Here is a 22,723-nt window from a genome sequence, read left to right on the forward strand (position 1 = left end):
TTGATGGAACATAGATAATTCAGGATATACCTCGATGTCAGACAAGAATATGCGATTCCTGGTCGTGGACGACTTCTCCACCATGCGCAGAATCGTCCGCAATCTGCTGAAAGAGCTGGGTTTCACCAACGTCGACGAGGCCGAGGACGGCCAGGTCGCGCTGCACAAGCTGAAAACCCAGAGCTTCGACTTCGTCGTCTCCGACTGGAACATGCCCAATATGACGGGCATCGAGCTACTCAAGGCAGTACGGGCGGACCCCCAGCTGAAGCATCTTCCCTTCATGATGATCACTGCCGAGGCCAAAAGGGAAAACATCATCGAGGCGGCCATGGCCGGCGCCAGCGGCTACATTGTGAAACCGTTCACCGCCGCGACCATGGAAGAGAAGATGAACAAAATCTTCCAGAACATGAACAAGCCAGCCTGAGCATCAAACAAGACTGCCCGCATTTGCATTGAGGAGGATTGAACGTGCCGGATCATATTATGGAGAACGGGGACTCGCCGGAACTGGAGGCGTTGTTCGACAGCATCGCCCAGCAGCAGGATAGCGAACCCGAGCCGCCTGCCGCCGCGGCAGCACCGGCCGGCCAAGAGGCCGGCGCCAAATTGTTCTCGAGCGAGACCAATCCTTCGACGATGTATGAGCACATTGGACAGATGACCCGCAAGATGCACGACGCCCTGCGCGATCTGGGGTACGACAAGTCGCTGGAAAAAGTGGCCGAAACCATCCCCGACGCCAAGGATCGGCTGGCCTATATCGCCACGCTGACGGAAAACTCCGCCGAGCGGGTGCTGAACGCCACCGATATCGCCAAGCCGTTTCAGGACAAGCTGGAAAGCCAGGCCCAGGCACTCAGCGAGCGCTGGGAAAAACTGTACGCCAACCTGCTGAGCGTGGAAGAATTCAAGCGCTTGGCGGAAGAAACCCGGCAGTACCTCAAGGATGTGCCGAACCAGACCCAGGCCACCAATACCCAGTTGCTCGAGATCGTGATGGCGCAGGACTTCCAGGACCTGACCGGCCAAGTGATCAAGAAAATGATGGGCATGGTCAAGATCCTGGAAACCGAACTAGTCAATTTCCTGATCGAGTTCTCCCCCGACGACAAGAAGGGCGAACTGAATACCAGCTTGCTGAACGGCCCGGTCATCAATCCGGAAGGCAAGACCGACGTGGTCACCAGCCAGCAGCAGGTGGACGACCTGCTGGAAAGCCTCGGCTTCTAAAGCAACGCAAGCAAGACAACGCAGAACGGGTGGGGTGAAATATGAGCGAATTTGGCGGCATGGAAGAGTTGCTTCAGGACTTCCTGATGGAGTCCACCGACCTGCTGTCCGACGTGGACAACAAGCTGGTCGAACTGGAAAAACGCCCGGAAGACAAGGCCCTGCTCAACGACATCTTCCGCGGCTTCCACACCATCAAGGGCGGCGCCGGCTTCCTCAACGTCATCCCCATGGTCAATCTGTGCCACCGCACCGAGAACCTGTTCGACAAGCTGCGCAACGGCGAGATGCATATCACGCCCGAGGTGATGGACGTGATTCTCGACGCCACCGGGATCGTCCGCGACATGTTCGGCACCCTGGGCCAGGGCCTGATGCCGGGCGACGCCGACGCCCGCGTGCTGGCCGCGCTGGATGCCGCGCTGGCCGGAGAGCCGGTCGCGGCTGAAGTCCACCACGCGGAACCGGCGGCGGCGCCTGCCGCCGTTGCCGAAGCGGCTCCGGCCCCCGCCGGCAACGGACCGGACTGGAACCAACTGTACCAGGCTGTCACGCCGAATGCGGCAGCCGCTCCCGCGAGCGCGGCGCCTGCTCCCGCCGCCCAGGCTCCGCGCGCGGAACCCGCGCCGGCGCCGGCCCAGCCTCCCGCGCCGGCGGCCGCGCCCAAGCCCCCCGCCCCCAAGCCCGCCCCGTCCAAACCGTCCGGCGGCGGCGGCCCGGTGGCAAGCGGACCGCAGGAAAACACCATCCGCATCGATACCGTGCGCCTGGACATGGTGCTGAATCTGTCCGGCGAGATCGGGCTGACCAAGAACCGCCTGACCACGCTGCGCACCGAGATCCTGCAGGGCAACCGCGACACCAATACCCTACGCTCGCTCGACGAAGCCATCAGCCAGCTCGACCTGCTGGTAGGCGATCTGCAAAACGCGGTGATGAAGACCCGCATGCAGCCGATCGGCCGCCTGTTCCAGAAGTACCCGCGCCTGGCGCGCGACCTGGCCCGGCAACTGGGCAAGGAAGTGGAGCTGGTGCTGTCCGGCGAGGAAACCGAACTCGACAAGACCATGATCGAGGATCTGAACGATCCGCTGGTCCACTTGGTCCGCAACGCCGTGGACCACGGCATCGAGTCGCCGGAAGACCGCATCGCCTCCGGCAAGAAACCGCAGGCGCTGGTCCAGCTGACCGCCGAACAGGTGGGCGACCACATCCTGATCGAGATCACCGACGACGGCAAGGGCATGAACCCCGACGCGCTGCGGCGCAAGGCCATCGAAAAGGGGCTGATCGACCAGGAAACCGCCAACTCACTGGATGAGAAGCAGTGTCTGCAGCTGATCTTCCTGCCCGGCTTCTCCACCAAGGATCAGATTTCCAGCGTATCCGGCCGCGGCGTCGGCATGGACGTGGTGCGCACCAACATCCAGAAGCTGAACGGCCGCATCGACATCAGCTCGGTGCCGGGCGAAGGCACCCGCATCAGCATTTCGCTGCCGCTGACCCTGGCCATCCTCCCGGTGCTGGTGGTTCGTGCCTGCAACCAGCCGTTCGCCGTGCCGCTGGCCATGGTCCGCGAGATCATCACCATCGACGGCAGCGCGATCCAGGAAGTGTCGGGCAAGCCCACCATCGTGGTGCGCGACGAAATCCTGCCGCTGAAAACGCTGGCCGGGCTGCTGGGCTGGGAACCGACCCAGAAGCCCTACTTCGGTGTGCTGATGCAGTCCGCGGAAAAATCCTTCATCCTGGCAATCGATTCCTTCGTCGGCCGAGACGATGTGGTGATCAAGCCGTTGCAGAATATCCGCCCGAAGGGCGTGGCCGGCGCCACCCTGTCCGGCGACGGCTCCGTCGTGCTGGTTCTCGACATGGAAGACCTGCTGGCATCCAGCGAAAGCAACAATACCCAGACTCGGACGACGGATATGATTGCCACCTAAACACAGGGTGCAATGATGACCACCAACACCGCCTTCATCGGAAGGCAGCCGGTATTGAACCGCAACCAGCAGCTCATAGGTTATGAGCTGCTTTTTCGTCCCAGCGGGGACGCCATCGGCGTGGGCCGCCATACCGAACTCCAGGCCGACACCGATGTGCTGGTGAATACGCTGAACAATATGGGCACCAGCTGGCTGATAGGCAACAAGCTGGCGTTCATCAATGTCGGCGAGACCATGCTGAACAGCGAATTCCTGGAACTGCTGCCGCCCCGGCGCATCATTCTGGACCTGTCGCCGCGCATCGTGCCCAGCAATGAGCTGTTGTCCCGCGCCCGCCACCTGCGTTCGATGGGCTTCGGCATCGCGCTGGACGACTTCAGCTTCGAATCCCCGGCCGCCGCCTTTCTCGAACTCGCCAACTACGTCAAGCTGGACATCCAGAACCAGGACACCACCCGTTTCCAGATGCTGGCCGCGCGGCTGCGCAGCTATCCGCTGATCCGCATCGCCGAACGGGTGGAAACCCACGCCCAGTTCCATCTGTGCAAGGAACTGGGCATGGACGGCTTCCAGGGCTATTACTTCGCCCGTCCGGAGACGCTGGCGGCCAAGGTGATCCATCCCGCCTTCAGCAACACGCTGGAGCTGCTGAACCTGCTGCGCATGGACGCCGACATCCGCGACATCGAGCAGGTGCTGAAACGCGATGTCGCCCTGTCCTACAAGCTGCTGCGCTACGTCAACTCCGCCGCGGCCGGCCTCAACACCACGATCAGCTCCTTTTCCCATGCCGTCACCGTGCTGGGCTACCAGAAGCTCTACCGCTGGCTGACCTTGCTGCTGGTCACGGCCTCGGACGACAACAACGCCCCGCCCGCGCTGCAGAAAACCGCCGTCACCCGGGGCCGCTTCATGGAACTGCTGGGCGTGGAGCTGGGCGAGCGCCACGACGTCAACGACAATCTGTTCATCGTCGGCCTGTTCAGCCTGCTGGACGTGCTGTTCGACATGCCGATGGACAAAATCATCGAGCACCTGCAGCTCCCGCCCCAGGTCATGGACGCCTTGCTGCACGAACGCGGCGCGATCAGCCTCTACCTGAAGCTGGCGCGCGCCTGCGAGGACGGGACGCTCGACGGCGTGCCGCAGCTATGCGATCAACTGGGCCTGTCCAGCGAGCAGCTGAACCAGGCCCACATCTCCGCGCTCGCCTGGGTGGAGGAACTCGGCTTATAATTCCCAGCCTTGCAAGCGCATCAAACCCAATGAAACTGTTAGCCCTGGACACCTCCACCACCTATCTGTCGCTGGCCCTGAGCGTCGGCGGCGACACGCTCGCCTTCCACCAGTGCGTGGAACAGAAGCATGCCGAACGCACGCTGCCAGAAGTGTCGCGCCTGCTCGCCGAAGCCGGCGTCGCGCTGGGCGAGCTGGATGGCATCGTGTTCGGACAGGGTCCCGGCTCATTCACCGGACTGCGCATCGCTTGCGGCATCGCCCAAGGCCTGGCCTACTCCGCCGACCTGCCCGTCACCGCTATTCCGACGCTGGACAACCTTGCCTGGCAGGCTGGCGAAGGTGTGGTCCAGGTCTGTTTCGACGCCCGCATGCAACAGGTTTACAGCGCGCTGTACCGCACCGGCGCCGACTGGGAACGGCTAGGCCCGATCTCCGTCGTCTCGCCCGAGGACGTGCGCCTGCCGGAAGACGCCACGCTGCTGGCCGGCGACGGCTTCGACAGCTACCCGCAACTGCTGGCCGACGCGCGCCGGGCGCTGCCGCTGTCGCCGCACCCGCGCCCGCACGCCGCCGCCTACATCCGCCTGGCCGAAAGCGGCCGCTATCCGGCGCGACATCCGCGCGAAGCCGAGCTGCTCTATGTGCGCAACAAGGTGGCGCTGACCTCGGTCGAACAACAGCAGGCGCGCAGCCGATGAGCACGGTCCGCCTGTTCAGGCCCGCCGATCCCCAGCCGCTGGCCGATCTGGAGCAACAGGCCACGCCGCACCCATGGCGCGTCGGCCAGTACCGCGACAGCCTGGCCGCCGGCTACCCCTGTTACGGCCTGTTCGGCGATGACGGCTCGCTGATGGGCTTCGCGCTGATCATGCGCGTGCTGGACGAGGCGGAAATCCTCAACATTGTGATCGCCAAGGCGCACCAGGGCCAGGGCTTCGGCCAGCAACTGATGCAGGCCATGCTGCAGAACCTGCGTGAAGACTGCTGCCGCCGGCTGTTTCTGGAAGTGCGGGAAAGCAATGCCCCGGCGCGCAGGCTCTACCAACGCTGCGGCTTCCATCAATGCGGGTTGCGCAAGAATTATTACCCGATCAGCGGCGGCCGCGAACACGCGATCCTGATGGAGGCGTCGCTATGAGCCGCGCCAGCCTGCTGCAACAGGAAATGGGCCTGGGGCCGGCCTGGATGGCGCGTGGAGGGTGGTTCGAACAACACCCGGCGCAGCGGCTGCGCGAACAGACGCAGGCGGACGATGCGGAATCAGGCATGCCCGATCCCGCCCTGGAGCCGCGCTCGCTCATCCCAGCCCCGCAGGAGACCGCCTCGGTCGCTCCGCCGGCTTCCAACTTCTCGCCCCCTGAGCAACCGCAGCCGGCGGCGGAGCCGCTGCGCGCCGAAGTCGCAACAGAATCCCCGCTGTTGGACTGGCCGCAACTGCAGCGCAAGGTGTCCGACTGCCAGGACTGCCGCCTGTGCGAGACTCGCACCCAGACGGTGTTCGGCCGCGGCAATCCGCAAGCCCGCTGGATGCTGATAGGAGAAGCGCCGGGCGAGAACGAGGACCGGCAAGGCCTGCCTTTCGTCGGCCGCGCCGGCCAGTTGCTGGACAATATGCTGTCGGCCGCCGGCCTGGACCGGGAGCAGGATGTCTATATCGCCAACGTGCTCAAATGCCGCCCGCCAGGCAACCGCAATCCCGCGCCGGACGAAATCGCCGCCTGCAACGGCTACCTGCTGCAGCAGATCCGGCATATCCAGCCGACCCTGATCGTCGCGTTGGGCCGCTTCGCCGCCCAGACGCTGCTTGAGACCGAGAGCTCCATCGGCCGGCTGCGCGGCAAGGTGCACCGCTATCAAGGGCTACCGCTGGTGGTCAGCTACCATCCCGCCTACCTGCTGCGCAACCAACCCGACAAGGCCAAAGCCTGGCAGGATCTGCTGCTGGCCCGCAAGGTATTCCTTCAAGCCAGTTCCTGAAAACCGGCTTGATCGAAAACGACAAAGGCCAGTCATGAGACTGGCCTTTGTCGTTTCGCGCACTGCCGGCGGAACACCGCCAGTCAAATAAAAAACCCTTCTCCGTGCACCAGAGAAGGGCTCTTCAACCTACCGAAAACCAGCTTATTTCAGCTTGGTTTCTTTGTACAGAACGTGCTTGCGGGCGACGGGATCGAACTTCTTGATCTCCATCTTTTCCGGCATGGTGCGCTTGTTCTTGGTGGTGGTGTAGAAGTGGCCGGTGCCAGCGCTGGATTCCAGCTTGATCTTGTCGCGCATGATGTATACCTCAGTGCTTTATCTGGTTGACCGCTTAGATCTCGCCGCGAGCGCGCAGATCAGCCAGCACTACATCGATGCCCACCTTGTCGATGGTACGCAGTGCAGCGTTGGATACGCGCAGGCGCACCCAGCGGTTTTCGCTTTCCACCCAGAACTTGCGATATTGCAGGTTCGGCAGGAAACGACGTTTAGTCTTGTTGTTGGCGTGGGAAACGTTGTTCCCGGTCATCGGACGCTTGCCGGTGACTTTGCAAACACGCGCCATGGTTAAACTCCCAAAACCGGTAAAAGCTGGCTTTATAACATAGAAAAAGCCAGTAATTCAAGCGGAACGCGCACCCGACTGACAGACGGGCGCGCTCTCTTAATGAAACAGTCGGCGGGCATTGTAACGGATTCACAACAGCTGCGCGAGCTTTATCGCCGGCCGTCTATAGTGAGTGTTGCATTCTGCGCCGCAGACGGGGCCGCAACAAGATGCAGCAAGTGATTCAACTTCGTCCGATTTCAGGGTAAAATCCCGGATTCCCACAGAGCCGTAATCTCATGACCAAGTACATCTTCGTAACCGGTGGCGTGGTGTCCTCCCTGGGCAAGGGCATTGCCGCTGCGTCCATCGCCGCGATCCTCGAATCCCGCGGGCTGAAAGTCACCATGCTGAAGCTCGATCCCTATATCAACGTCGACCCGGGCACGATGAGCCCCTTCCAGCACGGCGAGGTGTTCGTCACCGAAGACGGCGCGGAAACCGACCTTGACCTCGGCCACTACGAGCGCTTCATCCACGCCAAGATGAAGAAGAGCAACAACTTCACCACCGGCCAGGTGTACGAATCGGTCATCACCAAGGAGCGCCGCGGCGACTACCTGGGCGGCACCGTGCAGGTCATCCCGCACATCACCGACGAAATCAAGCTGAAAATGGGCGAAGGCGCGGCTGACGCCGACGTCGCCATCGTCGAGATCGGCGGCACCGTCGGCGACATCGAATCGCTGCCCTTCCTGGAAGCCATCCGCCAGATGCGCTCCAACCACGGCCGCAAGAACACGCTCTACGTGCACCTCTCCTACGTGCCCTACATCGCCACCGCCGGCGAAATCAAGACCAAGCCGACCCAGCACTCGGTGAAGGAGCTGCGCGAGATCGGCATCCAGCCGGACATCCTGCTGTGCCGGATGGACCGCGAGCTGCCGGAGGACGAAAAGCGCAAGATCGCGCTGTTCTGCAACGTGGAAGAGAACGCGGTGATCGGCTGTTACGACTCCGACTCCATCTACAAGGTGCCGGGCATGCTGCACGCCCAGGGCATCGACGACATCATCGCCGAACAGCTGCAACTGGACCTGCCCCAGGCCGACCTGTCCGCCTGGGACCGCATCATCGACGCGATCGAAAAGCCGGACCACGCGATCAAGATCGCGATGGTGGGCAAGTACGTCGATCTGACCGAATCGTACAAATCGCTGACCGAAGCGCTGAAGCACGCCGGCATCCACACCCGCACCAAGGTCGACATCATTTACGTCGACTCCGAGGAAATCGAGCGCGACGGCGCCGAGTCTCTGCGCGACATGGACGCCATCCTGGTGCCGGGCGGCTTCGGCAAGCGCGGCGTGGAAGGCAAGATCAAGGCGGTGAAATTCGCCCGCGAGAACGACATCCCCTACCTGGGCATCTGCCTGGGCATGCAGATCGCGCTGATCGAATACGCCCGCGACGTGGCCGGCATGGCCGGCGCCAACTCCACCGAGTTCGACCTGGACACCAACTTCCCGGTGGTGGCGCTGATCGACGAGTGGGTGAACCACGACGGCAAGATCGAGAAGCGCGACGAGAACTCCAATATGGGCGGCACCATGCGCCTGGGCGGCCAGCAGTGCGACCTGGTTCCCGGCTCGCTGGCCGCGCGCGTCTACGGCAGCACAGAGATCACCGAGCGCCACCGCCACCGCTACGAGGTCAACAACTACTACATCCAGCGCCTGGAACAGGCCGGCCTGACCATCAGCGGCCGCTCCGCCGGCCACGAGAAGCTGGTCGAGACCATCGAGCTGACGGGCCACCGCTGGTTCTTCGCCTGCCAGTTCCACCCGGAATTCACCTCCACCCCGCGTGACGGCCATCCGCTGTTCATCGCCTACGTGAAGGCCGCGCTGGCGCACCAGGCCGACAAGCAGGCCAGCTGATTGGCAATTGCTGACCACGCTCAATGCGCCCCATGAGCGTGCGCAGCACAATCCCAAGCTGAGCACTTGCTGTAACACACAGCTGGTAATGTCCGCCCGCCCTGTCGGGCGGACCGCCTCTGCAAGTTCAACCGAAAGCTATGAAGGGAAAGACAATGAGTTCGATCGTTGACGTGGTAGCTCGCGAAATCCTGGACTCCCGCGGCAATCCGACCGTGGAAGCCGACGTGCTGCTGGAATCCGGCGTCATGGGCCGCGCGGCGGTGCCGTCCGGCGCTTCCACCGGTACCCGGGAAGCGCTGGAATTGCGCGACGGCGACAAGAGCCGCTACCTGGGCAAGGGCGTGCTGAAGGCCGTTGACAACATCAATACCGAGATTTGCGAAGCCATCATCGGCCTGGACGCCGCCGACCAGACCTTCATCGACAAGACCCTGATCGAACTCGACGGCACCGAGACCAAGTCCCGCCTGGGCGCCAACGCCATGCTGGCGGTCTCCATGGCCGTGGCCCGCGCCGCCGCCGAAGACGCCGGCCTGCCGCTGTACCGCTACCTGGGCGGCGCTGGCCCGATGGCCCTGCCGGTGCCGATGATGAACGTGATCAACGGCGGCGAGCACGCCAACAATACCCTGGACATCCAGGAATTCATGATCATCCCGGTGGGCGCGCAAACCTTCCGCGAAGCGCTGCGCATGGGCGCCGAGATCTTCCACAACCTGAAGAAGATCTGCGACCGCCACGGCTACGCCACCACCGTCGGCGACGAGGGCCGGCTTCGCGCCGAACCTGGAAAGCCACGAAGACGCGATCAAGCTGATCCTGGAAGCCGTGGACGCCGCCGGCTACGTGGCCGGCCAGGACGTGATGATCGCGCTGGACTGCGCCGCCTCCGAGTTCTTCCGCGACGGCAAGTACCACCTGACCGCCGAAAAACTGTCGCTGTCCTCGGAAGAGTTCGCCGACTACCTGGAAAACCTGGTCAACAAATACCCGATCATCTCGATCGAGGATGGCATGGCCGAGCAGGACTGGGCAGGCTGGAAGCTGCTGACCGACCGCCTGGGCCAGAAGGTGCAGATCGTCGGCGACGACGTGTTCGTCACCAACCCCAAGATTCTGGCCGAAGGCATCGCCAAGGGCGTGGCCAACTCGCTGCTGGTGAAGGTCAACCAGATCGGCACGCTGTCGGAAACCCTGAAAGCAGTTGATCTGGCCAAGCGTTCCCGCTATACCTGCGTTATGAGCCACCGCTCCGGCGAGACCGAGGACAGCACCATCGCCGATCTGGCAGTCGCCACCAACTGCATGCAGATCAAGACCGGTTCGCTGTCGCGCTCCGACCGCATGGCCAAGTACAACCAACTGCTGCGCATCGAGGAAGAACTGGGCGACGCCGCCCACTACCCCGGCCGTGCGGCTTTCTACCATCTGAAGTAATTGCATGCGCTGGCTGACCGTGACCCTGGTAACCGTGATCCTCGCCCTGCAATGGCCGCTTTGGTTCGGCAAGGGCAGTTGGCTCAGGGTCTGGCAGCTGGACAAGCAGCTGCAGGAACAGCGGGCGACCACCCAAAAGCTGGTCGCCCGCAACGCCGCCCTGGATGCAGAAGTGCGCGATCTGAAACAAGGCAGTGACGCGATCGAGGAAAGAGCTAGGAACGAGCTTGGCATGATCCGCAACGGCGAAGTGTTTTTCCAGTTGCTCGATCCAAGCAAGAACCCCTCCCGGGCGAGTCACCGATAACGTACACTCACCCACCGATAACCGATGATGGCAGGCCGCCTTAAAAGCACCAAGGTTTGGGCAATGACGACACAGAACCCCATCGAAGTGGCAAGAGAAACGTTGAAGCAGCTATCGACGCGCAAGCTGCTTCCGACACCGGAAAACTTCGAGCGGGTCTACCATGAGTTGACGCAAACCCCGATGGGGCGCGACAACAAGCTGGCGGTGCTGCTGTTGCGGGCGCTGGAAACGCTGCCCCAGGACAATGTCCAGGCCAAGGTCACCATGACCCGCCTGCGCCAGGTGCTGGACGAAAACCGCTGGGAACAAGCGCCGCAGCTGATCATCGACTTCCTGCGCGGCATCTTCTCCGCCCAGCAACTGGCCCAGAGCTGGGGCCAGTTGATCCAGAACCTGATCAAGAGCTGGGACCTGCGCCAGCCGGACCTGCCCCAGCACCACAAGCAGAGCACGCTGGAACGCGTGCTGATCAACTTCGGCAACCAGCCGGAGGAGCTGAACCAGAAGCTGGTCGCCCTGCTGCAGAACTGGAACGCCTCGCCGTCCAGCCGCGATCTCCCCCCGCCCGAGCCGCTGCCCGCGCTTGACGGCGCCGACGAAGCCGCGAGCGACGCCTCCGGCAGCTGGCAGGCCTGGCAGCGCACCCTGGCTTTCGCCCTCAAGCACGGACTGGAACCGCGCCTGTCCGACTATCCCGACCTGGTGGATGGACTGGAGTCGCTGCTGCAGGAGCTGGAGGGCATCGCCGACGATCCCAGCCTGAACGTGTTCATGCCCAAGCTGCGGGCCTTCATGATCAAGCTGGAGCTGCAGTCGCAGCAGGAAGGGCGCCTGGCCACCGGCCTCGCCAACCTGCTGAAGCTGATGCTGGACAACGTCGCCGAGCTGAACCGCTCCGACGAATACCTGCTCGGCCAGGTCGGCTCCTTGCAGGAAATCCTGTCGCACGAGCCGCTGTCGATGCAGCAGATCTACCAGCTGGAAACCAGCCTGAAAGAGGTCATCCGCAAGCAGGGCATGTTGAAGAGCTCGCTGGACGAAGCCGCCAGCTCGCTGCGCGCATTGCTGGACCGCTTCGTCAGCCGGCTGGCGCTGATGACCGACAGCACCGACGAATTCCACGGCAAGATCCAGGCGCACAGCGAAAAGCTGAAACAGATGCCCAATGTGGACGAATTGGGCGGCATCATCGGCTCGCTGATGGAGGACACCTCCATCATGCAACTGGACCTGACCCGTTCCCGCGACGAACTGGTCTCCGCCAAGGAACAGGTGGAGGCGGCCGAACACCGCATCCGCGAACTGGAAACCGCGCTGGAAGCCGCCAGCGCCAAGGTGAAGGAAGACCAGCTGACCGGCGCCTACAACCGCCGCGGCCTGGCCGAATACTTCCAGCGCGAGATCGGCCGCGCCGAACGCACCGCCGCGCCGCTGTCCATCGCGCTGATCGACGTCGACAACTTCAAGCAGCTGAACGACCGCTACGGCCACCTGGCCGGCGACGACGCGTTGAAATACCTGGTGGACACCATCAAGCACAGCCTGCGCCCGGCCGACATCGTCGCCCGCTTCGGCGGCGAGGAGTTCGTGATCCTGATGCCGGACACGCCGGAGACCGAGGCGGTGCAGACCGTGCAGCGTCTGCAGCGCGAACTGACCAAGACCTTCTTCCTGGCCAATAACGACAAACTGTTGATCACCTTCAGCGCCGGCGTCGCCCGCTGGCATCTGGGCGAGCAGGAGTCCGACGTGCTGGAGCGCGCCGACCACGCGATGTACCAGGCCAAGATCAACGGCAAGAACCGCGTCTGCTCGGCCGAGGACATGCCCGGCTGACCAGCCCGTTGGCCAATAAAAAAAGGATGGCTTCCAGGCCATCCTTTTTTTGTTTCCACCCGCCGGACTCAGCCGCCCTTTTTCATCCTCTTCCCGGCTTCGGCGCGCTGTCTGCGCACCTCTTTCGGATCGGCCAGCAGCGGGCGGTAGATCTCCACCCTGTCATGCTCGCGCAGCGCGGCGTCTGGCTTGGCGGCCTTGCCGAACACGCCCAGCTTCAACGCGGTCCGATCCAACTCCGGACACGCCTCCAGAATGCCTGACGCGAGCGCCGCGTCCAGCGCCGTCGCGCCCGCCGGCAGGGTCAACGCCACCAGCCACTGCCGGTCCGGCCTGGCATAGGCCACTTCCACGCTCAGCTTTTCAGTCATCGCCGTACTTCCTGTCCGCTTCCTTGATGAAGGCATCCACCAGCGTGCCCGAGATATGGCCGAACACCGGACCGATCAATTTCTCCAGAATGCGGCTGGAAAACTGGTAGCGCAGGCTGAACTCGATCTTGCAGCCGAACTCGCCCAGCGGCTTGAAGTGCCACAGCCCTTCCAGCAGCTCGAACGGCCCTTCCACCAGCTCCATCTTGATCGATTCGTTCTCGACGTTGTGGTTGCGGGTGGTGAATTGCTGGCGCACCTTCAGGTAATCGATGTGCAGGCTGGCCACCACCTGGCCGCCGTCGCGCGACAGCACCTCGGCCTTGCCGCACCAGGGCAGAAAGCGGCTGTAATGTTCGATATCGTCCACCAGCGCGTACATCTGCGCCGGCGTGTGCGCCACCAGGACGCTCTTTTCGACATGCTGCATCGGCAAAAAACCCGGTCCGGCCGGGGTCTCGGAACTGACAATCAAGCCGCAATTCTAACAAAAAGCGCCGCCCGCCGCCCGCCCGGCCTTCAAGCCGCCGGCACGGCCAAGTCCTTTCACATCAAACCACTGAAAAGGCAGGATTTTGGTTGCGGGCCGGCTTCTGATACAATGTCGGATTCAAAGGAACTCACCGTCACATGAGCATCATCCAGAACCGCAAGGCTTTCCACGACTACTTCATCGAGGAAAAACTCGAGGCCGGGCTTGTGCTGGAAGGGTGGGAAGTCAAGGCGATCCGCGCCGGCCGCGTACAGCTGAAGGAAAGCTACGTCGACTGGAAGAACGGCGCCTTCTGGCTGATCGGCTGCCACATCACCCCGCTGCAGTCCGCCTCCACCCATGTCAAGCCGGACCCGGTGCGTCCGCGCAAGCTCCTGATGTCCCAGGCCGAGATCAACCGCTTCATCGGCAAGGTCGAACGCGCCGGCTACACCATGATGGCGCTGGACCTGCATTACACCAAGGGCAACGTCAAGGCCGAGGTCGGCCTGGCCAAGGGCAAGAAGCTGCACGACAAGCGCGACACTGAAAAAGACCGCGAATGGCAACGCGAAAAACAGCGCGTGATGAAGAACCAGCGGGGCGCGGCATGAAGCGCGGCGCCGCCCTGCCCATCGCCCTGATCTGCCTGGGCAGCGTCTGGTTCCTGAAAAGCACCGCCCTGCTGCCCAACACCTCCACCCTGCTCGCCCTGCTGCTGTTCGCGGCGGGCGTGTTGCTATTCGCGCTGGACGGATTCAACAAGTCCACGCTGGTCACCAGCCCGATGCTGGTCTACGCCGGCGCCAGCGTCTACGCGATAGACCAGCTCGGCCTGCGCGCCACCCATTTCGTGGCGCTGGGCATGGTGCTGATGGGCGCGCTGCTGCTGGTCGCGCGCAGCGAGCGCGTGCCGGAGCGCACCGAACCGCGGCGCCGGCTGCCGCCCAGCGAAGACTGAGCGCGGAAAGCGCGGAATAATTTTCAGCATTGACGATAATGGCCTTAACGGCCTGCATTACTTTTCAAGGATAGGCATGGACAAGATCCTCATTCTCGACTTCGGCTCCCAGGTCACCCAGCTGATCGCCCGCCGCGTACGCGAAGCTCACGTTTACTGTGAGCTTCATTCTTTCGACATGCCCATCGAAGAGATCCAGGCCTTCGCGCCCAAGGCCATCATCCTGTCCGGCGGCCCCAACTCGGTGTATGAATCCGACTACCAGGCCGATCCCAAGCTGTTCGAGCTGGGCGTGCCGGTGCTGGGCATCTGCTACGGCATGCAGTTCATGGCCCAGACCCTGGGCGGCAAGGTGGAAAGCGGCGACAAGCGCGAGTTCGGCTACGCCCAGATCAAGGCCCGCCACCACTCCAAGCTGCTGGAAGGCCTGCAGGACCAGATCGACGACGCCGGCAACGGCTTCCTCGACGTGTGGATGAGCCACGGCGACAAGGTGACCCAGCTTCCGGCCGGCTTCCAGGTGATCGCCGAGACCCCGTCCTGCCCGTACGCGGCGATGGCTGACGAAGCCCGCGGCTTCTACGGCGTGCAGTTCCACCCGGAAGTGACCCACACCAAGCGCGGCACCGAGATGATCCACCGCTTCGTGCTGCACGTGGCCGGCTGCAAGCCCAGCTGGACCATGCCCAACTACATCGACGAAGCGGTGAAGAAGATCCGCGAGCAAGTCGGCGACGAAGAAGTCATCCTCGGCCTGTCCGGCGGCGTGGACTCCTCGGTGGCCGCCGCGCTGATCCACCGCGCCATCGGCGACCAGCTGACCTGCGTCTTCGTCGACCACGGCCTGCTGCGCCTGAACGAAGGCAAGATGGTGATGGAAATGTTCGCCCAGAACCTGGGCGTCAAGGTGGTCCACGTGCAGGCCGAGGCCGACTTCATGGCCAAGCTGGCCGGCGAGACCGACCCGGAGAAGAAGCGCAAGATCATCGGCGCGGAATTCATCGAAGTGTTCGACCGCGAATCCGGCAAGCTGACCAACGCCAAGTGGCTGGCCCAGGGCACCATCTATCCGGACGTGATCGAATCGGCCGGCGCCAAGACCAAGAAGGCGCACACCATCAAGAGCCACCACAATGTGGGCGGCCTGCCGGAAGACATGAACCTGAAGCTCTTGGAGCCGCTGCGCGAGCTGTTCAAGGACGAAGTGCGCCAGCTGGGCGTAGCGCTCGGCCTGCCGCACGACATGGTCTACCGCCACCCGTTCCCGGGCCCGGGCCTGGGCGTGCGCATCCTCGGCGAAGTGAAGAAGGAATACGCGGATCTCTTGCGCCAGGCCGACGCCATCTTCATCGAAGAGCTGCGCAACACCGTGGACGAGAAGACCGGCAAAAACTGGTACGAGCTGACCAGCCAGGCCTTCGCCGTGTTCCTGCCGGTGAAGTCCGTCGGCGTGATGGGCGACGGCCGCACCTACGACTACGTGGTGGCATTGCGCGCCGTGGTGACCAGCGACTTCATGACCGCGCACTGGGCCGAGCTGCCGTACAGCCTGCTGGGCCGCGCCTCCAACCGCATCATCAACGAAGTCCGCGGCATCAACCGCGTGGTCTACGACGTCAGCGGCAAGCCGCCAGCGACCATCGAGTGGGAATAAACCATGCGCAGGCGGCCTCGACCGCCTGACTCCGCCAACAGGCCGACCCCGCGTCGGCCTTTTTCATGCTTGCCTGATGCCTCGCCCAACACCGCCAGGCATGGCATCCAGCGCCATCCCCCCTTCCAGCATCAGGATAAAGATGCGATAGGAATATTATTATTACCGCAGAATAGCCATCCCGCGCTAAACTGGCGGCCATGCGCGAGCGTGCCTCCGGCCCAAGCCTGGCCCGCTCTTTACCATCGCGATGCCGCCTGCCGGCATTCCAAGCACGTGATTGACCATGACTGACTCCCGATCCACCCCGCTCACCCGCTCGGACTACCAGACCCTGGGCCTGGCCGCGCTGGGCGGCGCGCTGGAAATCTACGATTTCATCATCTTCGCCTTCTTCGCCACCACGCTGAGCAAGCTGTTCTTCCCGCCCGACATGCCGGAGTGGCTGCGCCTGCTGCAGACCTTCGGCATCTTCGCCACCGGCTACCTGGCGCGGCCGCTGGGCGGCATCCTGATGGCGCACTACGCCGACCGGCTGGGCCGCAAGCGCGTGTTCAGCCTGACCATCCTGATGATGGCCGGCCCCTGCCTGCTGATCGGCCTGATGCCCACCTACGCCGACATCGGCATCCTGGCGCCGCTGCTGCTGCTGTCGCTGCGCATTCTGCAGGGCGCGGCCGTGGGCGGCGAAGTGCCCAGCGCCTGGTCCTTCGTCGCCGAGCATGCGCCGCGCGGCCGACGCGGCTACGCGCTGGGCGTGCTGCAGGCCGGGCTGACCTTCGGCTACCTGCTGGGCGCCCTGACCGCCACGCTGCTGGCGCGCGTGTTCACGCCGCAGGAGATGCTGGACTACGGCTGGCGCATCCCCTTTCTGCTGGGCGGGCCCTTCGGCCTGATTGGGGTCTGGCTGCGGCGCTGGCTGAGCGAGACGCCGGTGTTCCTGGCGCTGCGCGAGCGCCGGGACGCGCGCGCCGCCTACCCCTTGCTGGCCGTGCTGCGCCGGCACAAGCACACGCTGCTGCCGGCCGCTGTGCTGACCTGCGTGCTCACCTCCGCGGTGGTGGTGCTGGTGGTGGTGACCCCCACCCTGCTGCAGCAACGCTTCGGCATGCACGCCGACCGCGCCTTCGCGCTCAGCAGCGTGGGCATCGTGTTTCTGAACGTCGGCTGCGTAATCGCCGGCCACGTTTGCGATCGCATCGGCCAGCGCCGCAGCCTGGTCCTGTACAGCCTGCTGCTGCCGATCGGCATCGCCGCGCTGTACGCCGACCTGATCGCCGGCTGGGGCTGGCCCGGCCTGGCCTACGCCTTCGCCGGCCTGTGCTGCGGCATCGTCGGCGTGGTGCCATCCATCATGGTCGGCATGTTCCCGGCCGAGGTGCGGGTGTCGGGCATTTCCTTCACCTACAACGTTGCTTACTCGGCCTGGGCCAGCGTGACCCCGTTGCTGCTGATCGCCGCCATGCCATGGAGTCCGTGGATCTGCGTGCTCTATTGCGCAACCATGGCGCTGACCGGCTTGTTCTGCCTGCGTTCGGCCCGAAACACGCAGGAACCTTCGCTGGACGAAGCGCTCTACCAACACGGGTAAGCCGTCGGCGCGGCGGTTTGACTCGGCCGCGCCGGCCTGTTAGCTTGGACTGGACGCGGCCGGCATGCCGCGCTGCGCCCGATCGCTTTCTTTTCAATATTCGCCAGGAGGTTGTCATGTCCACCGCCGCTAGTGCCAAAGAAAAAGAGCAATTGCTGGATGATGTGCGCCAGGTGCTGAACAGCACCGAGGAGTTGATCAATTCCACCGTCGACGACGGCAGCCAGCACGCCAAGGAGCTGCGCAAGCGTCTTGCCGACAAGCTTGGCACCGCCAAGGCCAAGCTGCGCGACGCCGAGGTCGCCGTGGTCGGCAAAGCCAAAGAGGCGGCCAAGGCTACCGACCAATACGTGCACGACAATCCTTGGAAGTCCATCGGCATCGCCGCCGGCGTAGGCTTCCTGCTGGGCATGCTGGTATCCCGCCGCTGAGCGCCATGTCCGATTCCAGCCAAGCCCCCCGCCCCGGCACCTTGCGTTCGTTCGCGGGCGGCTTGGCGTCGCTGTTTCTGACCCGGGCCGAACTGCTGGCGCTGGAAATCCAGGAACTGAAGGACGAAATCGTCGGTAATCTGCTGCAAGGCATGCTGGGCCTGGTCCTGCTGGGCTGCGGCCTGATAGCCGCCGTGCTCGCGCTGTGGGCGCTGACGCCGGCCGAATGGCGGCTGGCCATCATGGCCGGCCTCGCCCTGCTGCTTTGCGGCGGCGGCCTCGCGCTGCTGCTGGGACTGCGGCGGCGGCTGCGGCAACAGCCGGCACCGTTCTCCACCACGCTGGAAGAAATCCGCAAGGACTGGGCGGCCCTCGGCCCAGATGGAGAGCGCAGGTGACGCCGCAGGACCGGGATCTGAAAAAACAGCTGCTGGTGATGAAGGGGGAGGCCCTGCGGATCAAGCTGCGGCTGGAAAAGGAAAGATTGCTGCAACCGATGCGGCTGGCCGGCTCCGGCTTCGCGCTATGGAAGGAGCAGGGCTGGCTCGGCGCGGCGATGGATGCGCTGGGCAAGCTGCTGCCCAACGAGCGCCTGCGCCGCTGGCTGCAGGGCGGCGCCCGCCTATGGGTGGTCTGGCGCCTGCTGCGGCGCGCCTGGCCGCGCTGACGCCATCGGCCTCACGCGGAGACGTTGACGCCGCTGGCGGCGTCGCTGATGTTGACGCTGATCTGGCCGCCCATCGCCTCCTCCGCCTCCGGGCCGCCCTTGAGTATCTTGTCGACATCCTCCAGCGCTTTCTCGGCGCCCTTGATTTCGTCCTGCGTTTGAAGCTTGTCTTGCGTTTCGCGCTTGTCCTTCAGTTGCTGCGCCTGCTGCTTGATGAATTCCTTGACCATCTTCAGCGTCAGCAGCATTTCCTGGATGTCCTGGTCTTTGGAGACCGGATTGCCCTTGCCGCTGGACAACATGCTGTGCAGCGCGGCGCCGGCATCGACGGACTGGCTGCCGCCGGCCGGCTGACCGTTGCCGCCCTGCTCCTTCGCCGCCGCATCGGCGGACTGGCCAGCCGCATTCGCCGCATCTTGCCCGCCGGCTGCTTGCTGTTGCGCGGCGCTTTCTCCGCCCGCCGCAGGCGCGGCTGCCGCTGCCGCGGCATCGGCCCCGGACGGCATTCCTCCCGCCGCGTCGGCCACCGCCCCTCCGCTGTCCGTCGAAGCGGCGGCGCTCGCCGCATTGTCCGCGCCTTCCGCCCCGCCTCCCGGCGTCGCCGCGTCCGATGATGCCTGCGCGCCGCCTTCGCCCACGCTGACCGCCATCTGGCTATCGGCTGCATTCTGGGTCATGCTCGACACCAGCTCTTTCAACGCCCTGGCCAGGCGGCCGAGCTCGGCCGCCAGCGCGCGCAGGCTGGCCTTGTCGTGCGCCATCATCATCATCCGGCGCAGCCCTTCCACCCGCTGCTTGAGAATCGCCTTCTGCATGGCGTCGGCCTCGCCGCTCTGGCGCGGCGCCGGGCGGTTCAAATCGACCCGCAGCTTCTGCATATACTCCTGCAGTCCTTGATTCAGCGACTTCTGAAGCGCGCTGCGCGGATCGGGCAGCTTGGGCTGCAGCGGATTCTGAGCGTCGGAGCCGCCATCCGCCTCGGCGGGGCTGGCCTGCCCCGTCCCCGCGGATGAGGCTGACGGAAAAAGGCTCTGCCGCCAGATGCTGGCGCCAGAGGTAGCGGAGATCACGGACATGGGCGGACTTTCTGGTATTTTCCAATGATATCGGCCGTCTTCCCGACTTCTTTATGCCAAAATCGAAAACATTCCAACCCAATCTTCTTTTCCGCATGAAATCCGCGCGCGCCGCGCGCCTCGCATCCCGCCAGGGTTTGGTTCGCGGGGGGAAACACGCGATAATGACGGTATTGCCGCAACCCTCGTTCCGCCCGACGCCGTGACGCTCACCTCCCCTCCGCTGCCTCCCGCCGCCATCGCCTGGCTGGCCGAGCTGGACATCCATACCCGCCAGCAGCTGCACGCCCGCGGCGTAGTCACCGCCTTTTTGCAATTGAAAGCGGCCGGACACACCGCAACCCGCCGGCTGCTGTTCGCGCTGGAGGCCGCCGCCCGCGGCATACACTGGCGGCAGCTGGAGGAGGAGGACAAGGCGCTGCTGCTGCGCCGGCTGTCCGACCACCCCCCGGTGGCGCTGCCGCCGGACGCGGATGACCGCCTGCGCTACATGCGGCAGGCCCGGGATCTGGCCCAGCAGGCCGCCGCCGAAGGCGAAGTGCCGGTGGGCGCGCTGGTGGTGAAAGACGGCGAGATCATAGGCCGCGGCTACAACCAGCCCATCGGCCGCCACGACCCGTCCGCCCACGCCGAGATGCAGGCGCTGCGCGACGCCGCCGCGCGGCTGCGCAACTATCGGCTGGACGGCTGCGACCTGTACGTGACGCTTGAGCCCTGCCCGATGTGCAGCGGCGCCATCCTGCACGCGCGCGTCGCCCGCGTGATCTACGGCGCCGCCGACGCCAAGACCGGCGCGGCCGGCAGCACGGTCGACCTGTTCGCCGACCCGCGGCTCAACCACCACGCGGCGGTATTCGGCGGCGTGGAAGCCGAGGCGTGCGCGGCGCAGCTGTCCGCCTTTTTCCGCCAGCGGCGCCAGTCCGCGGGGGAGGACTGAGATGCGCGCGAAATTCGCCGTCCTGCTGGCCTGCCTGGTCCAACCCTGCCTGGCTGCGGTCGACGACGCGGCGTTGGTCCTGCAAGCGCAGACCGACGGCCCGCTGCAAGCCACCCATCCCAACGCCCGCCATTACGGCGCGCCGTGGGTCTGGGTGGGCGTCAAGTCGCAGACGCTGCGCCTGCTGGACGACTGGGGCCGGATCCAGAAGGAGTTCACGGTATCCACCGCGAAAAACGGCGTCGGAGAAACCAGCGGCAGCTATCAGACGCCGCGCGGCTGGCATGCCGTATGCGAAAAGCTGGGCGCCGGCGCGGAGGCAAACACCATCATCTTCCGCCGTCAGGTGACGCCGTGGAAATACACGCCGGAATTGCACGTCCAATACCCGAACAAGGACTGGATCCTCACCCGCATCCTGTGGCTGTGCGGGCAGGAGCCCGGCCTCAACCAGGGCGGCAATGTGGACAGCTACGATCGCGCGATCTACATCCACGGCGCCGGCGATCATGTACCATGGGGCCGGCCCAGCTCGCTGGGCTGCGTCCGCATGAAAAACCGCGATGTGATTGAACTGTTCGATGCCGTGCCCAACGGCACCGACGTATGGATAGACGAGAACTCCTGATGCACTCCGCACTGAACCTGGCCACCCCGGCCCTGCTGTTTCCCGCCGTTTCGCTGCTGCTGCTGGCCTACACCAACCGCTTTCTCGGCCTGGCGAGCATCATCCGCAATCTGTACGAGGAATACCGCGACAGCCAGGACCCGAAAATCCTGCGCCAGATCGGCAACCTGCGCGCTCGGATTTCCCTGATCAAGTGGATGCAGTTCATGGGCATCGCCAGCCTGTTCCTGTGCACGGTGGCGATGTTCCAGATCTATACCGGCTGGCAAGCCACCGGGGAGGTGACCTTCGGCGCCAGCCTGCTGTGCATGATCGCCTCGCTGGCCGTGTCGCTGCTGGAACTGGTGCGTTCGTCCGACGCGCTCAACATCCTGCTGTCCGATCTGCAGGCGGAATACGACCGCCGCCGCTGAACCCCGCCTCCTGAAGCCAAAAGCGCCCGCAAGCGGGCGCTTTTTCTCTGCCCACCGCGGCGCTCAGCCGGCGTATCCTCCCGCATCGTCCTTGCGCGCCACCATCAGGTGCAGCGGCAGATCCACGCGCCGCACCTGGTTTCTCGGCCCCCATGCCCGGGTGATGCGCTGACAGGCATCGTCCAGGATGCTCTCGCCCAGCGCCTGCTTGCACAGCTTGCTGGCCGAGGTGGTGTTCAAAAAGCCCAGGAAGTGATCCAGCGCCCAGTCGCTGCTGATGGTGAAGCTGGGCGCCTTCAACAGGGGCAGCGGACAGCCGCTGCCGCGGAAATCGTCCCACAGCAGTTGGCAACGGCTGGACCAGAACGGCTCGATGATGGACCACAGCACGCTGCAGGCGCGGTCCACTTCCGGCGATACCACGCAATGGTGATACCCCCAGGCGGCGAAGATGCCGCCCGGCTTCAGCACCCTTTGCATCTCCGGCCAGAACGACGGCAGATGGAACCAGTGCAGCGCCTGCGACACGCAGATCAGGTCGAAGCAGTCGTCGTCGAACGGCGTCACCTCGGCCGGACACTCGCGGTAATACACCTGGGTGTGCGGCTCGGCCGCCGACAATTGCGACGAGCTGATGTCGGTGGCGTCGACGCGGGAAAAACTCTCCCCCAGCCTCACCGCGGTCTGGCCGCTGCCGGTGGCGCAGTCCCAGGCGCGCTGCCGCCCCGGGCACAGCGGCAGCAGCCAATCGTACAGCTCCTCCGGATACGACGGGCGGAAGCGGGCGTACAAGTCCGGATACAAACTGAAGGTAGCGACGGAACCGAGTTCCATATTCATTACTCGCTAAGTAGAAACACTAGAACCATGCCGTGAACATTTTCAGTATTTATGCCGTAAGTAAAAGATTTGCAAGATAAAAAATGAAAATATGCTGCAGACGATCTATCTGTGCCGCTTGTATGCAACACCCTACCCCAAGCCTCTCAGCCTGATTCCCCTCCTTTAACAACTGTCTACGCGCAAAATCCGCCACCGCCCCATGAAG

At 64.2% G+C, this 22,723-nt stretch carries 26 protein-coding genes and 1 pseudogene; 21 read left to right on the forward strand and 6 right to left on the reverse strand.

Annotated elements, in window-relative coordinates; translation table 11 throughout:
* The first annotated feature begins 34 nt into the window (after window positions 1-34).
* From cheY to CV_RS17030, 7 genes are read left to right on the forward strand one after another with little or no spacing between them, the layout of a single operon-like run.
* Window positions 35-430 (forward strand): chemotaxis response regulator CheY, encoded by a 396-nt coding sequence (gene cheY, locus CV_RS17000; protein ID WP_011136995.1) that lies wholly within the window; start codon window positions 35-37, stop codon window positions 428-430.
* Between the two features lie 44 nt (window positions 431-474).
* Window positions 475-1,236 (forward strand): protein phosphatase CheZ, encoded by a 762-nt coding sequence (gene cheZ / locus CV_RS17005; protein ID WP_043598223.1) that lies wholly within the window; start codon window positions 475-477, stop codon window positions 1,234-1,236.
* Between the two features lie 41 nt (window positions 1,237-1,277).
* Complete coding sequence (locus CV_RS17010) at window positions 1,278-3,179, forward strand: chemotaxis protein CheA (protein ID WP_011136997.1); 1,902 nt, start codon at window positions 1,278-1,280, stop codon at window positions 3,177-3,179.
* A 12-nt stretch (window positions 3,180-3,191) separates the two neighbouring features.
* Entirely contained in the window at window positions 3,192-4,418 is a 1,227-nt protein-coding gene (locus tag CV_RS17015) for an EAL and HDOD domain-containing protein (RefSeq protein ID WP_227590055.1), read from the forward strand.
* Between the two features lie 29 nt (window positions 4,419-4,447).
* Window positions 4,448-5,119, forward strand: a complete 672-nt coding sequence (tsaB, locus tag CV_RS17020) for a tRNA (adenosine(37)-N6)-threonylcarbamoyltransferase complex dimerization subunit type 1 TsaB (RefSeq protein WP_011136999.1) — start codon at window positions 4,448-4,450, stop codon at window positions 5,117-5,119.
* Window positions 5,116-5,559: a ribosomal protein S18-alanine N-acetyltransferase gene (gene rimI / locus CV_RS17025; RefSeq protein WP_011137000.1), complete on the forward strand. Its 444-nt coding sequence runs from the start codon at window positions 5,116-5,118 to the stop codon at window positions 5,557-5,559. The genes tsaB and rimI overlap by 4 nt, the downstream gene beginning before the upstream one ends.
* Window positions 5,556-6,398, forward strand: a complete 843-nt coding sequence (locus CV_RS17030) for a uracil-DNA glycosylase (protein ID WP_011137001.1) — start codon at window positions 5,556-5,558, stop codon at window positions 6,396-6,398. The genes rimI and CV_RS17030 overlap by 4 nt, the downstream gene beginning before the upstream one ends.
* Window positions 6,399-6,542: 144 nt before the next feature.
* Here the strand turns inward: CV_RS17030 and rpmG are convergent, their stop codons facing one another.
* Entirely contained in the window at window positions 6,543-6,698 is a 156-nt protein-coding gene (rpmG, locus tag CV_RS17035; RefSeq protein WP_011137002.1) for a 50S ribosomal protein L33, read from the reverse strand.
* 34 nt (window positions 6,699-6,732) lie between these two features.
* Window positions 6,733-6,966: a 50S ribosomal protein L28 gene (gene rpmB / locus CV_RS17040; protein ID WP_011137003.1), complete on the reverse strand. Its 234-nt coding sequence runs from the start codon at window positions 6,964-6,966 to the stop codon at window positions 6,733-6,735.
* 281 nt (window positions 6,967-7,247) lie between these two features.
* Between rpmB and CV_RS17045 the strand changes: the two genes are divergently transcribed.
* The 4 genes and pseudogenes from CV_RS17045 (at window position 7,248) to CV_RS17060 (ending at window position 12,474) form a co-directional block, all read left to right on the forward strand.
* Window positions 7,248-8,888, forward strand: coding sequence for a CTP synthase (locus CV_RS17045; RefSeq protein WP_011137004.1), 1,641 nt, complete (start codon window positions 7,248-7,250; stop codon window positions 8,886-8,888).
* A gap of 155 nt (window positions 8,889-9,043) precedes the next feature.
* A pseudogene (gene eno, locus CV_RS17050) lies at window positions 9,044-10,328 on the forward strand (phosphopyruvate hydratase).
* A 4-nt stretch (window positions 10,329-10,332) separates the two neighbouring features.
* On the forward strand, window positions 10,333-10,635 hold the full coding sequence (gene ftsB / locus CV_RS17055) for a cell division protein FtsB (protein WP_011137007.1): 303 nt from the start codon (window positions 10,333-10,335) through the stop codon (window positions 10,633-10,635).
* A 63-nt stretch (window positions 10,636-10,698) separates the two neighbouring features.
* A complete protein-coding gene (locus tag CV_RS17060; protein ID WP_043596581.1) occupies window positions 10,699-12,474 on the forward strand; it encodes a GGDEF domain-containing protein in 1,776 nt (591 codons plus the stop codon).
* A gap of 68 nt (window positions 12,475-12,542) precedes the next feature.
* On the opposite strand, the gene CV_RS17065 is transcribed toward CV_RS17060, so the two are convergent.
* Together CV_RS17065 and CV_RS17070 are read right to left on the reverse strand one after the other, a co-directional pair.
* Entirely contained in the window at window positions 12,543-12,845 is a 303-nt protein-coding gene (locus CV_RS17065; RefSeq protein ID WP_011137009.1) for an RnfH family protein, read from the reverse strand.
* Window positions 12,838-13,275 (reverse strand): type II toxin-antitoxin system RatA family toxin, encoded by a 438-nt coding sequence (locus CV_RS17070; RefSeq protein WP_043598227.1) that lies wholly within the window; start codon window positions 13,273-13,275, stop codon window positions 12,838-12,840. The genes CV_RS17065 and CV_RS17070 overlap by 8 nt, the downstream gene beginning before the upstream one ends.
* 200 nt (window positions 13,276-13,475) lie before the next feature.
* Between CV_RS17070 and smpB the strand changes: the two genes are divergently transcribed.
* The 7 genes from smpB (at window position 13,476) to CV_RS17105 (ending at window position 18,621) form a co-directional block, all read left to right on the forward strand.
* The gene (gene smpB / locus CV_RS17075) at window positions 13,476-13,931 is read left to right on the forward strand and encodes an SsrA-binding protein SmpB (RefSeq protein WP_011137011.1); all 456 of its coding nucleotides are present in this window, start codon (window positions 13,476-13,478) and stop codon (window positions 13,929-13,931) included.
* Window positions 13,928-14,278 carry a hypothetical protein gene (locus CV_RS17080; RefSeq protein WP_043596582.1) on the forward strand — a complete coding sequence of 117 codons (351 nt, stop codon included), beginning with the start codon at window positions 13,928-13,930 and terminating at the stop codon, window positions 14,276-14,278. The genes smpB and CV_RS17080 overlap by 4 nt, the downstream gene beginning before the upstream one ends.
* Window positions 14,279-14,348: 70 nt before the next feature.
* Window positions 14,349-15,932, forward strand: a complete 1,584-nt coding sequence (guaA, locus tag CV_RS17085) for a glutamine-hydrolyzing GMP synthase (protein WP_085953301.1) — start codon at window positions 14,349-14,351, stop codon at window positions 15,930-15,932.
* Window positions 15,933-16,218: 286 nt separating this feature from the next.
* Window positions 16,219-17,523 (forward strand): MFS transporter, encoded by a 1,305-nt coding sequence (locus CV_RS17090; protein WP_085953302.1) that lies wholly within the window; start codon window positions 16,219-16,221, stop codon window positions 17,521-17,523.
* Window positions 17,524-17,639: 116 nt separating this feature from the next.
* Window positions 17,640-17,954, forward strand: coding sequence for a DUF883 family protein (locus tag CV_RS17095; RefSeq protein ID WP_011137014.1), 315 nt, complete (start codon window positions 17,640-17,642; stop codon window positions 17,952-17,954).
* A gap of 5 nt (window positions 17,955-17,959) precedes the next feature.
* Window positions 17,960-18,352, forward strand: coding sequence for a phage holin family protein (locus tag CV_RS17100; protein WP_011137015.1), 393 nt, complete (start codon window positions 17,960-17,962; stop codon window positions 18,350-18,352).
* Window positions 18,349-18,621: a hypothetical protein gene (locus CV_RS17105; RefSeq protein WP_011137016.1), complete on the forward strand. Its 273-nt coding sequence runs from the start codon at window positions 18,349-18,351 to the stop codon at window positions 18,619-18,621. The genes CV_RS17100 and CV_RS17105 overlap by 4 nt, the downstream gene beginning before the upstream one ends.
* Before the next feature lie 11 nt (window positions 18,622-18,632).
* Here CV_RS17105 and CV_RS17110 read toward each other — a convergent pair whose 3' ends face one another.
* Window positions 18,633-19,697: a hypothetical protein gene (locus CV_RS17110; RefSeq protein WP_011137017.1), complete on the reverse strand. Its 1,065-nt coding sequence runs from the start codon at window positions 19,695-19,697 to the stop codon at window positions 18,633-18,635.
* 202 nt (window positions 19,698-19,899) lie between these two features.
* Here CV_RS17110 and tadA point away from each other — a divergent pair, with 202 nt between their 5' ends.
* From tadA to CV_RS17125, 3 genes are read left to right on the forward strand one after another with little or no spacing between them, the layout of a single operon-like run.
* On the forward strand, window positions 19,900-20,634 hold the full coding sequence (gene tadA / locus CV_RS17115) for a tRNA adenosine(34) deaminase TadA (RefSeq protein WP_011137018.1): 735 nt from the start codon (window positions 19,900-19,902) through the stop codon (window positions 20,632-20,634).
* 1 nt (window position 20,635) lies between these two features.
* Window positions 20,636-21,262: a L,D-transpeptidase gene (locus CV_RS17120; protein WP_011137019.1), complete on the forward strand. Its 627-nt coding sequence runs from the start codon at window positions 20,636-20,638 to the stop codon at window positions 21,260-21,262.
* Window positions 21,262-21,675: a DUF2721 domain-containing protein gene (locus CV_RS17125; RefSeq protein ID WP_011137020.1), complete on the forward strand. Its 414-nt coding sequence runs from the start codon at window positions 21,262-21,264 to the stop codon at window positions 21,673-21,675. Before CV_RS17120 ends, CV_RS17125 begins: the two co-directional genes overlap by 1 nt.
* Before the next feature lie 63 nt (window positions 21,676-21,738).
* Here the strand turns inward: CV_RS17125 and CV_RS17130 are convergent, their stop codons facing one another.
* Window positions 21,739-22,509 (reverse strand): class I SAM-dependent methyltransferase, encoded by a 771-nt coding sequence (locus CV_RS17130; protein WP_011137021.1) that lies wholly within the window; start codon window positions 22,507-22,509, stop codon window positions 21,739-21,741.
* Window positions 22,510-22,723 lie beyond the last annotated feature (214 nt).

The sequence above is a fragment of the Chromobacterium violaceum ATCC 12472 genome, from assembly GCF_000007705.1.
GTDB lineage: Bacteria > Pseudomonadota > Gammaproteobacteria > Burkholderiales > Chromobacteriaceae > Chromobacterium > Chromobacterium violaceum.